The sequence below is a fragment of the Streptomyces sp. NPDC056527 genome (assembly GCF_042794475.1).
Lineage (GTDB): Bacteria > Actinomycetota > Actinomycetes > Streptomycetales > Streptomycetaceae > Streptomyces.
The window spans coordinates 40092-54386 of the sequence record NZ_JBHTTQ010000028.1; the positions used below are offsets into that span (position 1 = coordinate 40092).

Below are 14295 nucleotides of genomic sequence, written 5' to 3' on the forward strand. Positions count from 1 at the left end.
ACCACCCCTTAGAGCGCGACACTCCCCGTTCTCGAAGTGAGCGGGCACCTGCCGTCGGCCTGGTCGTTGGTGGGGTGTGATTCATCCCCGCTCCTTGCAGTTCATCGGACGCTCGCGCCTGTTCCCGCCGTCTGCCCTCTGTGCGAGACGACGCCCGACGACGCCGGCGGGCCCGTGCGGTCCGTGCTCGTCCAGTACGGCAGCCTCGGCCCGCCTGCCCGCCCGGTGCCGCTGTGCGCACCGTGCTGGACCGGCCGTCCCGGGCGCGGGTCGGCCGATCTGGCGAACGCGGACATGGCCTGGCGCTCCCTGGTCGAACAGTGCGCGGCCGTGACGGACGACTACGAGGCGGGCCGCTGGCTGCCCTCCCTGTGCGAGTTGGAGGTCGCGGAGGGCCTGGCCCGTACGGCGTGGTCCGAGACGACTATGACCACCGCGCGCGACGCCGTCGCGTCCGTGCCGACTGGTCTCACCGTCGGCCTCTTCGCCAACGCGGCCAGCATCCTGCGGGTGGTCGACGCCGCCGACACGGCACTGCGGCCGCTGCGGGTCCTGGTCGACATCATCGCCGACGACGCACCGTCCATCCTCCAGGTGCTGCGCCCGGCGGCGGACTGACTTTCACGCTTCGGGGAGGCCGTGGAGCATCACGGCGCAGCGAGGGGAGTCGGGGAAGGGCTGGCGTTCGCCGACCTTGTGGTAGCCCCAGGCCTCGTAGAGGGCCTGAACGCGGGGTTGGGCGGTGTCGACGAGGAGAACGGTCAGGGTCTCGGGCCGGGAGCGGAGCAGGTGGTCGTGGAGGCTCTTGCTGAGCCCGGTCTTGCGCCACTTCGGGCGGACCATCAGCTCTGACAGGGCGAAGGTCGTGTCCGGATTGGGTGCCGGGGAGAGGTGCTCGCGCCACCATTCGCGGCCAGGGTTCGCCGAGGCGCCGTAGGCGAATCCGGCGGGCTCGTCACCGTCGTAGGCGATGACGCAGTCGAAGGTGGACAGGCTGCCCCAGGTGTCGACGAACCAGGGGAAGCGTTGGTGGAAGGGGTCGTGCATCTGCTCGCCGTAGGCGTCGGCGTGGACGTCGAGGAGGGTCTGCCGGATCGTGGGCAGGTCGTCGCGTCCGTAGCGACTCAGGGTGTAGTCCGTCATCGACGGCTCCATTCGGTGCGGTAGCGGTCTGCCCAGTCCTTTGCGACGAACGAGTTGGGGGCGGTGGTGATCAGGTCGCGGTGGAAGTCTCCAAGGCGAGTGCGCAGGCGGCCCGGCAGGGGGCTGCCGGACATCAGGGTGAAGACGTCTACGGTGGTGGCAGCGGCCTGGTCGATGTCTCCCTGGTGAAGCTGGGCGAGGGCGAGCCGCGCGGTGGCGAGGGCGCGGTTGCGTACGAATGCTGGGGGAAGGGCGGCGAGTGCCTGGTGCGAGGCGGCTTCCGCGACGTCGGCGTCGCCGAGCTGGTCGTGGACGATGGCTGTGATCGCCAGTAGCTCGGCGCGGCCGTAGAAGGACACCCAGCTGGGCCGGGGCTGGGTCATGTCCGCCTTGTCGAGTGCGTCAGCGGCGCGGCCGAGTCCGCGTAGGGCTGCCGTGCGCTCGCCGGGAAGACGGGCCTGGGCGATGGCGGTGCGAGCGTGCGCAAGGCTCGCGAAGAGTGGGTCGCGGCGGGTGATGGCAGTTGCCCGGGCTGCTTGACCGGCGGCGAGGGCGTGGATGTGGTTCCCGCGTTGGTTGGCGAGCATGGAGACCGAGTTCCACACGCACGTGGCCGCGGCTGGGTCCTGGGCGAGACCGGCCAGTTGCAGGGCCCGGTCGAGGTGGGCGTCGGCGCGGTCGTGTTCGCGGGCGTCGACACACGACCATGCTGCGGTCGTTGTGTAGTCGGCGGCGAGCGAGAACAGCCGCTGCCGGGTGCGCTGGGTGGCGGCCTTCGCTTGGAGCGCGATGGCTTCCCGGGCGCCGGCGAGCGCCGCGCGCTCCAGGGTGTCGTGGCCGCCGCGCTGATTGTCGAGGGCCAAGAGGGTGTCGAGCTGCTGCCGCAGCCGCAGGACGTCGCTGCTCCCGACCGCGGGCGCGGCCCCGGCCAGGACCACCGAGCTTGCGGCGCCGGACACGGCGTTGAGGAAGGAGCGGCGGTGCACGGGGTCCTCCGTGGCGGGGCGGTTCTTGCGGCGGTTGGGGGGTGCGAAGCCTAAGGCGGTCACAGGCAGCTCGCTGATTTGCTCCAAAGCCATCCGTGCCTTGCCCTGCGGCCATGTCGTCTCACCTGACCGCCACTTACGTACCGTCACCTCGGACAGCTCGCCCTCAGACCGGGTCTTCTGCGTGACCTGCCTGGTGATGGCGCTCAGCTCGGCGGCGAGCTCCCGCGCAGTCCAGTCGTTGCGGGTCATCCAGGCTATGAACGCCTCGTTCCGTACGTACGCCACGCCCCCACCGTAGAGGCGCAGACCCTTCCACCGGAGGTAAAGGAACGGTCAATTCGCTACGGTCGCAGCGGGTAGAACGCGCGGCTTCGATATGCCCTTCCATGGCCCTCGGGCGGTTGTCTGGAGCAAGACGCCGACACACATCCGGAGGGCGAACGCCGTGTCCGACACCGATCTCACACGCCACGGACCTGGGCACCTACCGCCGGGAAGAATCAGCACGGTTGCCCTGTACGCGACCGATCCCGACGCCGACACCGTGAAGGAGCTGCTGGCCCGAACTGCCGTCCTCGCTGACCGTCGCGGCTGGCTGGTACCCGACGGCTGCACGATCACGGACCGCTGCCCGCTGAAGACACGGCCGCAGTCGCGGCCGGGCTGGGACCGCCTTCGCTCGCTCGCCGAGCAGAGGCGGATTCACGGTCTGGTGGTACCCGCCACAGGGCACTTCGGGTTCACGTGGTCGGTGTGGGCTGCTGAACGCAGGTACCTCCACCGCCACGGCGTGTTCGTCGCCTCCGTCGAGCCGATCCTGGGAGCCGTCCTCGAGGGGGCGGCCACATGAAACAAGGGAGCGTGTTCCACGACCCCACCGGCACGGCCGGCGACGACATCCCGCTCGACCGGGCCCGGATCGAGAACCTGGCACAGGCGGCACTGAGCTGGCGGGAAGGCCAGTGCGGCACCCCGCCTCCGGCAGAGCTCGACCGGATCGCCCTCCAGCTCACCGGCCATATCCGTCTCCTGATCACCGAGGTCGGGACCGTGTGCGGGCGCCTTCCCATGGACCACCAGGCTGCCGTGCTCGGCCGGGCGGCCTGCCACGAGGCCGTACGCCGACTGACGGTTCCCCGGCGCCGGAGCAGGGCTCTTGACCACGTCGAATCCCGCGCCCGGCTCGTCGCGGCCCTCTACCGCGCGCTCGACCGTGCCCAGAGGGCCGTCCTGGACTGCATGGCGGTCACGACCTGAAGCTCCGCAGGCGGCTGTCGTCCCCCGAAGCCGCCCGCGGTCTGGGGTCCTGCACCACGCGGGTGCAGGACCCCGCCCATCACGAGCGCCCCGCACGGGTGGTGCTCCCACCGAAGAACGGCGCCCTGCGTACGGTCACCGACCCCTACTGCGCATCCCTGCATGCCCGGCTCGACCAGGCCCACGTCCTGGTCGAACTGGTCATGGTGAACAACTCCTACGGCCTGCCGGTGTGCGTGGCGTATGTGTGGTCGGAGGACTATCCCGTGTGGTTCGCGGGTGGCGGCTGCCACGTCGATGCGCCCATCGCCCTGTCCAGGGCCGTTACCGAGTCTGTGCAGTCGCGCCTGACTTGCATCGCCGGGACGCGCGAAGATCTGCTCGACGACGCACAGCGGCTGGAGCAGCGACTCGCCGAGCTGGTGCCGGAGCTGACCGTCCTCGACCGGGCCGTGGTGCTGCGCTTCGTCTAACGGATGGGGCGCCTGCTGGACCCTGACGGGCGGAGCGTGGGCGTGGTACCCATGAACGTACGGTCCGACCCGTTCGCGGCCCCTTCTTCCGAACCAGTCCGGCGTGCGGGGCCATCACAGGGCAGCCCGGTCGGCCACACTCTGCCCGGTGACCCGCACCCCGAGCACCCGGCGCCCCGAAGGCACCGCCAGCGGGAACCACAGCCCCAGATGCGGCCCTGACACCGGCGGACGCCTCCGTCCCGCGCGAACGCGGTGCTGCGGCGTCAGCCGGCCGGCCCGCTCGGCTGCGAGCCAGCGGACCGGTTCTGGTTCGCTGGGGCCTTTTCGCCGACCAGGCGTCGTCCTCTTCGGTCGTGCCTACGGATGGGCTGGCTCGTTGTTCATGGCGAAGCGAACCGCATTGCTTCCTCCTATGGGTCTACCACCGCCAACTGGGAGGCCCGTCTCGGCCCCGTCAGCCACTCCTGACGGGGCCGATGCCGTCTCCCGACAGAGACTTCCCCCTTATCTGCACTTTCGCACGTTAGTTCGTTCTGTCCGTGTTTGGTAACACGGTGCTGTTCGCGGACTGATGCTCTCTACGGTGATCAACTGCCGGGCGAGATTGGGGAAGTCCGGCGCTCTCTCATCATCGAAGGGGAACTCATGCTCCGTACGCGTACCGCAGCCGCCTCTGTCACGGCGGTGGCCTTCGGTAGTCTGCTCGCCCTGCCCTCCACGGCGCAGGCAGCCGGCTCGGTCCACCTGTACAAGGTCTACTACGACAGTCCCGGGACCGACCGCGGCGCGAACGCGAGCCTGAACGCCGAGTACGTCGTCATCCGCAACACCACCGGCTCCGCCGTCAGCCTCAAGGGCTGGACCCTGACCGACGCGGCGAACCACAAGTACACCTTCGGCACCTACACCCTCGGCAAGGGCAAGACCGTCACCGTCCACACCGGCAAGGGCACCAACACCTCCACCCACCGCTACCAGAACCGTGCCTGGTACGTCTGGAACAACGACAAGGACACCGCCACCCTGAAGAAGGCCAACGGCACCAAGGCCGACACCTGCTCCTACAACTCCACCAGGCACGACTACAAGATGTGCTGAACCCAGCAGACCACGGTGCCCGTCCCTGCCCCGGGACGGGCACCACGCCGACTCGCCCGAGCGAGCAGGGGGCGCGTGGGCGAGCGATTCGAGCGCGGCAACATGACCTGCCGCATCCCTAAACTGCAGGCTCAGGCTCCGTCCGCAGGTACCGACCCCAGACCCGGGCCTTGCGATAGGGGCCGTCCCCGTCGCTGTCGTACTGCGGCGCGTCAAAGATGACCCAGTACAGCAGTTCGCCACTGAGCGCCTGAGCATGTTCGTTGGGCACGGGTGCACCCATGGCATCGATCGTTCCGGGAAACTCGACCTGCCAAGGGCCGTCCCAGCCCGAGTCCCGAACGACCGTGACCCGGGCGCCCGGCGCCAATGCACCCGCCGGCCATGCCTGACTCAAGCGACTACCGAGGATGTTCTCTATGGCCTGGCGATCATCTACATCCGCAGGAACAGAGGCGGAACTGTCTGTCATGCCACCCACCCTGCCCGCACCACTTCAGAAGCGCCAGAAGACAAAAAGCAAGCTCAGCGCCTGTTCCTGATCCTGGATGCTGGATGGCGAACTCAGGATTCCGGCGCATTCGGGGTCGTCGTCCTCGTGTACTGGGCGAGCTTCTCCGACGCAGCGTTGCGCAGTTCTGGCATGTCCTCGCGGCCGTCATATGGTGCGCCTCGTTCCATCCACGCCTCCGTCTCGATCAGCCAATGGCGGAGTGCGTTGGCGGCCACGTTTGCGCTCACGGCCGCGTGGAAGGGGCCTCGACCATGACGGCACCGACCGTGGTTCCGGTGTCACCGGATGCCGCCTGCGCCTGCCGCAGGACCTCACGCCGGAGCGTTCGCCGTGCAGGGCTAGGAAGCCCGCTTCCTCGCGGCCTCCTTCGCCGTCGTCTTCTTGGCGGCCGCTTTCTTCGCGGGGGTCTTCTTCGCCGCGGCCTTCTTCTTCGACTTGGGCATCTCGTGCACCGTGGCGTGCTCATCGTCGCTGCTCTCGCCACGGGACTGTTTCGCCTTGGCCACGGACTCCTCCAGCGCGGCCATGAGGTCGAGCACCGCTCCGGCCGGAGCCCGCTCGCCCTCGACGGGCTGCGGCTCGCGGTCTTCGGCCTTCGCTGCGATCACCTCGACCAGGGCGTCGCGGTAGTGGTCGACGAGCTCGATGTCGTCCAGGTGCTCGACACTCATCGTCTCCAGCAGGGCGAGCGCCCTGTCCAGCTCCTGCTTGGTGGGCGCCGCTGCGTCGGGGGTGAGGGTCTCGGAGGAGCGGATCTCGTCGTCCCAGTGCAGCGAGTTCAGCAGCAGGGCGTCGCCCTTGATCCGCAGCATCCCCAGGCGCTCGCGGCCCCGCAGGGCGAACTTGGCGATGGCGACCTTGTCGGTGCGCTCCAGCGCCTTCCGCAGGAGGACGTAGGGCTTCGCGGCGACCTGGCCGTCTGCCCGCAGGTAGTAGTTGCTCTCACCGAGGCGGATCGGGTCGATGCTCTCCCGGTCGACGAACGCCACGATCTCGATCGCCTTCGCCGTCGGCAGGGGCATCTCGGCGAGGTCGGTGTCCGTGATGGGGATGACCTGGTCCTTCGCGATCTCGTACCCCTTGCCGATCTCGGCCTGGGACAACTCCTGGCCGTCGATCTCGCACACCTTGCGGTATCGAATCCGGCCGCCGTCCGCCTTGTGAATTTGGTTGAAGGCGATGTTGTGCGACTCGGTCGCAGGTTCGAGCTTCACGGCGATCGTGACCAACCCGAACGACACGGCCCCGCTCCAGATCGGACGGCCAGCAGGCATGAACGCCTCCAGGAACCCCCCTGGCGGTGGGACGTCCAGACTATGCAGACCTTCACCGTGATCGCACGCGACGAGGTGAGAGGGACGCCTGGATCGGCGGACCGCTTCCTAAGACGTTCAGTGCCTGACTGTCGACGGTCCGCCCTACGCTGCCCTTTTGGACCCGCATAGGAGGGGAACCATGGGACGGATCGCGTTGGCCACGTTACTGGCTGCGCTCCTGCTCTCCGGGTGCAGCAGCGCGCCGGCCGTGGATGAGCCGAGCTATCGGAAGGGATACGACGCGTTCGGCGGGGCCTACCTGCCGCCGAGCGACGAAGACCGCGAGACCGTGGAAGCCCGGTGCGATGTGCTGCTTCGAAGCACCGACCTCTCCGACCCGGACTTTGATCTGGTCCGGCAAAACTGGATTGCAGGCTGCGCCGACGCGGTGGAGGGCAAGGAGTCACGAGTCTAGGAATGTGAGTGGCCGCCGCTGAGCGCGGTTGCATAGGTCCGACCGCAGCCGCGCTACGCGCCTTCGACGACCTCGACCGGCGCCGACGGGTCGCCCACCGTGCGCCGCACCCGGGCACGGAAGCCGTCGCGCAGCTCCTCGGCGGCCCACAGGAATCGGTCCACGGGCAGGTGCGCCCACTGGAGTCCGCCCGGAAGCTCCCTCGTCGCGCACAGGATGACTGTGCCTGGGGCGACGTCAGCCGGCCTGTGGTTGTGCCCGTGCGTCATGCGCTTCTCCTTCGACTTCCCGACGGTGCGCATACAGGGTGCCGCAGGTCACTCCCCAGGCTTGACGGGAATGATCTCGACGGTCGTGCCCTCACGGGCCTGGTAGAAGCCCCGGTAGGTCTCGGCGGCGCACTCGCTGAAGGAGACGGCGGATTCCTTGCGCTCGCCGTCCTTCGTCCAGACCAGTCGGTAGCTCTGCATGGGGTCTCCGCTCATCGGTTCGGGGGTGTCCGGCCCGGCAGCGGCATCGGCTGGGCGCTGCCGGGCCTGCCCAGGGTGCCACCCGGGTCTGACAGCCGGTCGTAGCGGGGCCGTGGGCGGCCTGGGAACGGCTCCCGCCCCCGCCGGGTGGGCGGGGGCCGGAGCGGGGCTCAGGTGGCTAGCCGGCATCGACACCCTCCACCTGCCGACCGACGTTGCCACCGCCTGGAAGGAACGCCTGCGCACCCGCCTCCAACGACGCCGACGCCCGGACGGCTCCATCGAGGAGACGGTCGTGGAACGCGTGATGATCTTCATCTCCGTGCGCGCCTTCTACCTGGACATCGGCCGCTGGGCGACCGAGGAACCTGCGCGCTGGGGCCCGTGGGTGGCGCCCTGCCCGATCAAGGTGGCCGAGACCGCCGACCGTAAGCGCGTCACCCGGACCAAGGCACGCATGGACCAGCGCACCCGCGAGCGCCTTCCCGTGCTGGATGCCTTCGCCCGGGCCGCCGCAGGCCACCACCGCCTGCGCGCAGCACACCTGGCCACCGCCCGCGCCACCCCGCCCGGCGGCCGGTTCGTCCTCGACGGCACCGCCTACACCAGGGGCACGAACGCGGCCGGCGCGGCTGCCCGCGACGCGGAAGGCCGACTCGTCCACCTCGACCGTGTCGAGCACCGCGCCTTCTGGGCCTGGGCGACCGTCGAGTTCCTGCGCCACACTGGCGCCCGCGTGGAGGAGATGCTGTACCTCCGGGACCCCGCCGGGACCGGTTGCTGAAGCCCGGCGACCTCCCGGATGCATTGAGTCTCAGGGCCTTATCCCTGTGCTGTGATGGCGAGTTCGCCCCGGGTCCGGTGGATGAACTCGGAGACGTCCTGGTTCTTCTTCCAGGGTTCGAGCAACGCGGTGTAGTCGAGCAGGTATCCGTGTGCCCGGGTCGAGGAGACTGTCCGGAGGGCCGTGAGGGCCTTGCTGCCGACAGCGAGGCTCTGCTCGAGGTCTTTGGCTCGCAGGTGGCTGCGGGCCAGGACCGAGAGGCGGATCCCGACGGCGCGGGTGAACCGGTCGGACGGCATGGCGTCGGCTTGCTCGTTCCATGCGAACGCCGCTTGGGGGTTTCCCAGGTCATCGTAGATTTCGGTCGCGTCTGCGGCGAGCCGGGCGGGTGTGAAGTACGAGAGCCACTCCGGATCCCGGGTGCTGGGGAGGATGGAGCCGAGGAGGGTCTCGGAGCGGGTGAGCGCTGCGCCGGCCAGCTTGTGGTCGCCCGCGCGGCCGTGTGCGCGCGCCTCGGCCAGTTTGACGAAAGCGAGCACGCGCGGGGCAGCCACGTTCTTCGCGCGTTCGTAGGCGCCCTCGGCCATATCCGCGGCCTGTTGCGGATAGCCGCGCAGCATTGTCTGCAGGGCCATTGTTGCCATGATGTAGCAGCCGGCCTGGACATCCCCGGCTGCGCGGGCGAGGCGGAGCGCCTGGACGAAGTGCCGCTGTGCAGCCTCGTGCTGTCCAATGTCGAACGCCGACCATCCCACGACCCGGGAGAGCTCGGCCGTCGCGGAGAACAGCTCTTTGCCGATGGTTTCCGTATAGGTGCCCGACAGCAGGGGAGCCGCTCGCAGCCGCAGGCATTCGGTGACGGAGCTGGTCTTCCAGTTCCCTCCGCCGAATTTTGAGTCCCACAGTCGTGCTTCGTCGGCGGCCTGCCACAGCTCGTCGAGGTCGGTGCGCCCCACCCTCTGGCCGCCCTGGTGGGCTGATGCCGCGTCGGCGGGCTGGGTCAGCCAGCGGGTGACGGGGGTGGTGAAGGCGGTAACGGCGAAGCCGTTGCGGAGGAACTTTCGGCGGTCCACGGTTCTCCAGTAGGTCGCGGCGACGCGGATGGCATCGGTGGGGTCGCGGGGGAAATCCAACCCCATGTCACCATCGCCGCGTTGGCGCGTGAACATGCCGATTTCCTCGACCGTGACCCGCCTGCCGAGGCGTTCTCCCAGCGCAGCGGCTAAGAACTGCGGGACGGGATCTCGCGGGATCATGCCCAGGTTCACCCAATTGGCGATGCTGGTGTGAAGGTACTTCGTCTCCCGTCCAGCCTCCCGCGCGATGCGGTTCACCTGGTGGGCGAGAGATTTGTGACTTGCACCGGACGCCCGGATGAGTCGCCCGAGGTCTTCGTTGGGCGTCCCGGATCGCCGCTGTGTGGCTGCCACTGAGCCCCCTTGGTTCGGGGTCCCACGACCTGGTTGCCGTGGGGTGGGTCATTGAGCGTAGGCCCGGTCGGGACCCAGGTGAACCCTGCATGCGCGCTGTGATCTGTTAGCCCCCTCTGTGTGCCTCCACCGCGCAGGACGCAGCCGGTTACCTGGGACCTGTGCCGGCCGCCGGAACCCCCGAGGCGAGTTGCGGACGGTACTCGACGGCCGCGCGGCGTGCTCCCTGCGCGCCCGCAGACCAGCCCCCAACGTGACCTGAGGAGGCACCGTGTTCTTCCCGCACAGCGTGATCGAACAGCTCACAGACGAACAGGTGAGGACCTGGAACCGCCACTACGCGCCGAGCGGCGCGCACGAGCGGGACCGGCGGTACGAGGACGGCATCTGGCGCAGGACCCAGGAGATGGCCAATGCCGAACAGTCCGGCTGGTCCAAGGACAACCAGGGACGGCGCCGGATCGTGCACTACCGCAACCAGTACGACCTCGACTACACCTTCCCGGTCCCGCGCCTGGTCCTGGCCAACCTGTACCTCTACCACTCAGTCCTCGCTCCGGCCGCCGAGATCGACGCGTACCTCACGCAGATCGACGCCTGGCTCGGCCAGGGCCGCTGGAAGGCGAAGGACGACGGCACCTGGTGGAAGGGCGACCTGCGGGTCACCATCGCCCAGTACGACCACCACCCGCAGGACGAGCGCGCCGACCGCGACACCCCGCCCGACTTCCGCAGCGTCGACATCTGCTTCATCACCGACGAGTTCGAAGTCCCACGGACCGTCCGGCAGCTCCCCTGGAACGTCCTCGCCGGCGGAATGCGGATCAAGGAGCAGCGCGGCGAGCCGACGATCGCCGCGGACCTGTCCGAGCTCCTGGACCACATGCCATTCATGGTCGAGCTGGGCTGCGGATCGTCCATCGAGGCGGGAGTGCCGCCGCTGCACTTCCTGCACGAGGTGTACCGGGTCACCGAGCGGAAGGACAACACACTCACCCAGTCGCACCAGTTCACCATGCGGCCCAAGGACGACACCCTGATCGAGGAGATGCTGACCGACGCGACCGCGAAGGCCGGACAGCTCACCGCCATGTTCAAGGCTGCGTTCGAAGCCGACCCGACCCGCGCGCACCAGGTACTCAAGGCGATGCACGACGCCGGGCACCTCGTCGGCCCCGTCATCCAGCACAACTTCGACCTACTCGCCGCGCGCGGCGGGCTGGAGGAGTGCTTCGTGCGCCGCTACGACCAGAAGATCCCGCCCGTGCCGTTCGACGAGCGAGCGAAGGCGATCCTCGTCGTCGGCCTACACGCCGACCGCCGAGCGGTCCAGGCCCGCGCCCGCGCCCTCGGCCTGAAGGTCTTCTTCGTCGACCCCGAGGGTCTGATGGAGAACGGCCAGTTCAAGTCCTACCCGATCGAGGGCGCCCGCGAGGGCGACGTCGTCGTGCGCGCCGGGGCGATCGAGGCGCTGAGCCGCCTCAAGGAGCTGATCGACGAACGCGACCGGCAGCCGGCAGCGGTCACGAGCTGACCCGGCTGCCATTTCCCCGGGCCGCGCACGCTCGGCCGTGCGCGCCAGAGCACATCCTCGAGGAGGACCTTCACGTGGATCAGTACGAGACCCGCCGCGCACGGCTGCTGACGTCGACACGGCCCCTGCCCAGCTTCGAAGTCGTGGGAGCGGACGGGCCCTGGCTCCACCGCGCGGACGGCAGCCACATCTTCGACGGATCGAGCGGCCTGCTCTGCGCGAACGTCGGACAGAACAGCCCCAAGGTCCGCGCCAGGATCGACGAGCAGTTCCCCCGCTACACCTTCGGCGGAGCCGCCGTCGTCCAGCCGCACATCGGGATGGAACTGGTGGACCGCCTCTGCCGCGCCGTCGGCCGGCCCGACGACTCCGTCGCACTCACCACCTGCGGAACGCTCGGCGTCGAGGTCGCGGTGGGCCTGGCCCGGAACATCACACGCGTCCGCGACGGACAGCAGCGCCGCGACATCCTCACCTCTACCCTGAGCTACCACGGCAACAGCGCGCTCACCCTCGGGCTCGCCGGCAACCACGCCCGCCGACCCCGCCCGGAAGACACACTCGGCCTCGGCCCGGCCTTCCCCGCGCCCTACCCGCCGACCCACGGCCACGACGGCGGCCGGTGCGACGCCTCGTGCGCCGACGAGATCGCGAAGGAGATCGACCGCCGTGGCGCGCACAACGTGGCCGCCATCCTGATCGAGCCCGTCAACGGGAGCACCGGCGGCGCGTACGTGCCCCCGGACGGCTTCCTGCGGCGCGTGTCGGACATCTGCCGGGAACGGGGCGTCCTCGTCATCCACGACGAGGTGCTGACCGGGCTGTGGCGCACCGGGACGCCGCTCGCCAGCCACCACTGGCAGGGCTGCGAGCCCGACATGGTGATCCTCTCTAAAGGGCTCGGTGCCGGGTACACAGGGGTGGGCGCGGTGCTGGTGTCACCGGAGATCGCCCCGCTGATCCGGCACAAGGACGCCGACCCGCTGCCCGCGATGGGCACGATGGCCACGCACCCGCTCATGGCCGCGGCATGCCTCGGCGTGCTCGACGAGCTGGAAGCCATCGACATGCCCGCCTTCACCGCCCGCGGAAAACGCCTCGGCGCCGCCCTGAACGCCCTCAACGGCGTGGGCCCGGTGCGGGACGTACGCGGCCTCGGCTTCCTGTACGGCATGGAGGTCACCCAGGGCGCCCTCTGGCCCCTCATGAAGGCCGTCGAGGACCGCGGCGTGTTCCTCTACCCCTTCACCGGAGCGGGCCACCCGACGAGCGAAGGCCTGGTCGTCGCCCCGCCGCTCACCTCGACCGACGCAGACATCGCCTTCCTGGTCACGGCCCTCTCCGAGGCCGTGACCGCCCTGAACCGCACCCCCTAGACACTGGGCGACCCGGCCCCACCCCACTCAGTCGAACACCCCAACGAACTTGTCAGTGACCCGACTTGGGCCTCGCCCGCCAACCGGTAGCGTCGGGGGGCACACTCAGACCGGTGTGCCCCCGACCAGACAAGGACCACCTGCAATGCGTGTTTCCGTGATCGGCTGTGGTCACCTCGGCATCCCCACGCGGCGGCGATGGCCGAGCTCGGCCACGAGGTCGTCGGCGTGGACGTCGACCAGACCAAGGTCGACCGGCTCAACGCCGGCGAATGCCCCATCTACGAGGCCGGTCTCCCCGAGCTGCTCGCCGCACACACCCAGAGCGGACGCCTGCGCTTCACCACCGATATCCGCGAAGCGGCCACCTTCGCCGACCTGCACTTCATCGGCGTCGGCACCCCCATCGACGCAGACGGCCGCTCCTACGACACCGCACAGGTCTTCGGCGCCATCCGCCACCTCGCTCCCCACCTCGACCGGCCGTGCACGATCGTCGGGAAGTCCACCGTCACCGTCGGCACCACTCGTCAGGTCACCGCCCTTGCCCAGCGCCTGGCCCCAGCCGGCGAGCGGGTCGACGTCGTGTGGAACCCGGAGTTCCTCCGCGAAGGCCACGCCGTCGAGGGCACCCTCCACCCGGACCGCCTCATCGCCGGCCTCACCACTACCGAAGCCGAGAAGGCCATCCGCACCGTCTACGCGCCGATCCTGGACGCCGGGGTCCCCCTGTTCGTCACCGACCCGCAGACCGCCGAGCTCGCCAAGGGCGCAGCCAACACCTTCCTCGGCCTCAAGATCAGCTACATCAACGCCGTCGCCGACATGTGCCAAGCCGCCGACGGCGACGTCAACCAAATCGTCGACATCCTCGGCATCGACCCCCGTATCGGCAGCGGCGGTATGAGGCCCGGCATCGGCTACGGCGGAGGCTGCCTCCCCAAGGACGTCCGCGCCTTCACTGCATCCGCCCGACAGCTCGGCGCTGAGAAAGCCGCGGCCCTCCTGCGCGCCGCCGAGGAAATCAACGAAAGCCGCACAGACGTCGCCATGGATCTCATCCACCGCGCCCTGGGCGACCGCCCCGTCGCCGGCGCCCGGGTCACTGTGTGGGGTGCCGCGTTCAAGCCCGGCACCAACGACGTCCGAGAATCCCCGGCCCTCGCCCTCGCCCACGCGCTCCAGCACGCCGGCGGAACCGTCACCATCCACGATCCGCAGGCCGTGGCCACAGCCATGATCCGCAACCCCGAGTTCGACTACACCGACGACCTCGCCGGCTCCCTCGACAGTGCCGACCTCGTCGTCCTGGCCACCGAGTGGCCGGAGTACCGCCAGGTCGACCCCCAGGCCCTGGTGGACCGCCCGGCAACTCCCGTGCTCGTCGACTGCCGCACCACCCTCGATCCCGCGCCATGGCGTGCGACGGGCTGGAGCATCCTGCAGATCGGCCGGCCCGAGAAGTAGGCCAACCCCGAGCGGGGAGGCCCGGC

16 protein-coding genes and 1 pseudogene are annotated in these 14295 nt (G+C 69.4%); 10 read left to right on the forward strand and 7 right to left on the reverse strand.

Annotated features, from left to right (window positions below; translation table 11 throughout):
* Positions 1–183: 183 nt before the first annotated feature.
* Entirely contained in the window at positions 184–618 is a 435-nt protein-coding gene (locus tag ACFQ7Q_RS16565) for a hypothetical protein (RefSeq protein ID WP_383555147.1), read from the forward strand.
* Positions 619–621: 3 nt separating this feature from the next.
* On the opposite strand, the gene ACFQ7Q_RS16570 is transcribed toward ACFQ7Q_RS16565, so the two are convergent.
* Entirely contained in the window at positions 622–1143 is a 522-nt protein-coding gene (locus tag ACFQ7Q_RS16570) for a GNAT family N-acetyltransferase (RefSeq protein ID WP_383555149.1), read from the reverse strand.
* Complete coding sequence (locus tag ACFQ7Q_RS16575) at positions 1140–2417, reverse strand: XRE family transcriptional regulator (protein ID WP_383555151.1); 1278 nt, start codon at positions 2415–2417, stop codon at positions 1140–1142. Before ACFQ7Q_RS16575 ends, ACFQ7Q_RS16570 begins: the two co-directional genes overlap by 4 nt.
* Before the next feature lie 160 nt (positions 2418–2577).
* On the opposite strand from ACFQ7Q_RS16575, the gene ACFQ7Q_RS16580 reads away from it, so the two are divergent.
* From ACFQ7Q_RS16580 to ACFQ7Q_RS16595, 4 genes are all read left to right on the forward strand, one after another.
* Entirely contained in the window at positions 2578–2982 is a 405-nt protein-coding gene (locus ACFQ7Q_RS16580) for a hypothetical protein (protein ID WP_383555153.1), read from the forward strand.
* Positions 2979–3389 (forward strand): DUF6415 family natural product biosynthesis protein, encoded by a 411-nt coding sequence (locus tag ACFQ7Q_RS16585; protein WP_383555156.1) that lies wholly within the window; start codon positions 2979–2981, stop codon positions 3387–3389. The genes ACFQ7Q_RS16580 and ACFQ7Q_RS16585 overlap by 4 nt, the downstream gene beginning before the upstream one ends.
* 62 nt (positions 3390–3451) lie before the next feature.
* Positions 3452–3862: a YcaO-like family protein gene (locus ACFQ7Q_RS16590; RefSeq protein ID WP_383555159.1), complete on the forward strand. Its 411-nt coding sequence runs from the start codon at positions 3452–3454 to the stop codon at positions 3860–3862.
* A 648-nt stretch (positions 3863–4510) separates the two neighbouring features.
* Complete coding sequence (locus ACFQ7Q_RS16595; protein WP_383555162.1) at positions 4511–4963, forward strand: lamin tail domain-containing protein; 453 nt, start codon at positions 4511–4513, stop codon at positions 4961–4963.
* 118 nt (positions 4964–5081) lie between these two features.
* On the opposite strand, the gene ACFQ7Q_RS16600 is transcribed toward ACFQ7Q_RS16595, so the two are convergent.
* The gene (locus tag ACFQ7Q_RS16600; RefSeq protein WP_383555165.1) at positions 5082–5435 is read right to left on the reverse strand and encodes a ferrous iron transport protein A; all 354 of its coding nucleotides are present in this window, start codon (positions 5433–5435) and stop codon (positions 5082–5084) included.
* A 380-nt stretch (positions 5436–5815) separates the two neighbouring features.
* Positions 5816–6751 (reverse strand): Ku protein, encoded by a 936-nt coding sequence (locus ACFQ7Q_RS16605; protein ID WP_383555167.1) that lies wholly within the window; start codon positions 6749–6751, stop codon positions 5816–5818.
* Positions 6752–6932: 181 nt separating this feature from the next.
* On the opposite strand from ACFQ7Q_RS16605, the gene ACFQ7Q_RS16610 reads away from it, so the two are divergent.
* On the forward strand, positions 6933–7208 hold the full coding sequence (locus ACFQ7Q_RS16610; protein WP_383555170.1) for a hypothetical protein: 276 nt from the start codon (positions 6933–6935) through the stop codon (positions 7206–7208).
* Positions 7209–7261: 53 nt separating this feature from the next.
* Here the strand turns inward: ACFQ7Q_RS16610 and ACFQ7Q_RS16615 are convergent, their stop codons facing one another.
* Positions 7262–7477 carry a hypothetical protein gene (locus tag ACFQ7Q_RS16615; protein ID WP_383555172.1) on the reverse strand — a complete coding sequence of 72 codons (216 nt, stop codon included), beginning with the start codon at positions 7475–7477 and terminating at the stop codon, positions 7262–7264.
* 48 nt (positions 7478–7525) lie between these two features.
* A complete protein-coding gene (locus tag ACFQ7Q_RS16620; RefSeq protein ID WP_383555174.1) occupies positions 7526–7678 on the reverse strand; it encodes a hypothetical protein in 153 nt (50 codons plus the stop codon).
* A gap of 112 nt (positions 7679–7790) precedes the next feature.
* On the opposite strand from ACFQ7Q_RS16620, the gene ACFQ7Q_RS16625 reads away from it, so the two are divergent.
* Positions 7791–8462, forward strand: a complete 672-nt coding sequence (locus tag ACFQ7Q_RS16625; protein WP_383555175.1) for a hypothetical protein — start codon at positions 7791–7793, stop codon at positions 8460–8462.
* Between the two features lie 38 nt (positions 8463–8500).
* On the opposite strand, the gene ACFQ7Q_RS16630 is transcribed toward ACFQ7Q_RS16625, so the two are convergent.
* The gene (locus ACFQ7Q_RS16630; RefSeq protein WP_383555178.1) at positions 8501–9796 is read right to left on the reverse strand and encodes a sporulation protein; all 1296 of its coding nucleotides are present in this window, start codon (positions 9794–9796) and stop codon (positions 8501–8503) included.
* A 367-nt stretch (positions 9797–10163) separates the two neighbouring features.
* Here ACFQ7Q_RS16630 and ACFQ7Q_RS16635 point away from each other — a divergent pair, with 367 nt between their 5' ends.
* The 3 genes and pseudogenes from ACFQ7Q_RS16635 to ACFQ7Q_RS16645 all read left to right on the forward strand — a co-directional run bounded on the left by ACFQ7Q_RS16635 (position 10164) and on the right by ACFQ7Q_RS16645 (position 14269).
* A complete protein-coding gene (locus tag ACFQ7Q_RS16635; protein WP_383555181.1) occupies positions 10164–11426 on the forward strand; it encodes a hypothetical protein in 1263 nt (420 codons plus the stop codon).
* Positions 11427–11500: 74 nt separating this feature from the next.
* Positions 11501–12802 (forward strand): aminotransferase class III-fold pyridoxal phosphate-dependent enzyme, encoded by a 1302-nt coding sequence (locus tag ACFQ7Q_RS16640; protein WP_383555184.1) that lies wholly within the window; start codon positions 11501–11503, stop codon positions 12800–12802.
* Positions 12803–12947: 145 nt separating this feature from the next.
* Positions 12948–14269, forward strand: a pseudogene (locus tag ACFQ7Q_RS16645) (UDP-glucose dehydrogenase family protein).
* Positions 14270–14295 lie beyond the last annotated feature (26 nt).

Excerpts from the sequence above, each read along its gene's own strand:
- ACFQ7Q_RS16610 (WP_383555170.1), top strand. The coding sequence starts at position 6,933 with ATGGGACGGATCGCGTTGGCCACGTTACTGGCTGCGCTCCTGCTCTCC.
- ACFQ7Q_RS16585 (WP_383555156.1), top strand. The coding sequence starts at position 2,979 with ATGAAACAAGGGAGCGTGTTCCACGACCCCACCGGCACGGCCGGCGAC.
- ACFQ7Q_RS16600 (WP_383555165.1), bottom strand. The coding sequence starts at position 5,435 with ATGACAGACAGTTCCGCCTCTGTTCCTGCGGATGTAGATGATCGCCAG.
- ACFQ7Q_RS16570 (WP_383555149.1), bottom strand. The coding sequence starts at position 1,143 with ATGACGGACTACACCCTGAGTCGCTACGGACGCGACGACCTGCCCACG.
- ACFQ7Q_RS16615 (WP_383555172.1), bottom strand. The coding sequence starts at position 7,477 with ATGACGCACGGGCACAACCACAGGCCGGCTGACGTCGCCCCAGGCACA.
- ACFQ7Q_RS16595 (WP_383555162.1), top strand. The coding sequence starts at position 4,511 with ATGCTCCGTACGCGTACCGCAGCCGCCTCTGTCACGGCGGTGGCCTTC.
- ACFQ7Q_RS16620 (WP_383555174.1), bottom strand. The coding sequence starts at position 7,678 with ATGCAGAGCTACCGACTGGTCTGGACGAAGGACGGCGAGCGCAAGGAA.
- ACFQ7Q_RS16605 (WP_383555167.1), bottom strand. The coding sequence starts at position 6,751 with ATGCCTGCTGGCCGTCCGATCTGGAGCGGGGCCGTGTCGTTCGGGTTG.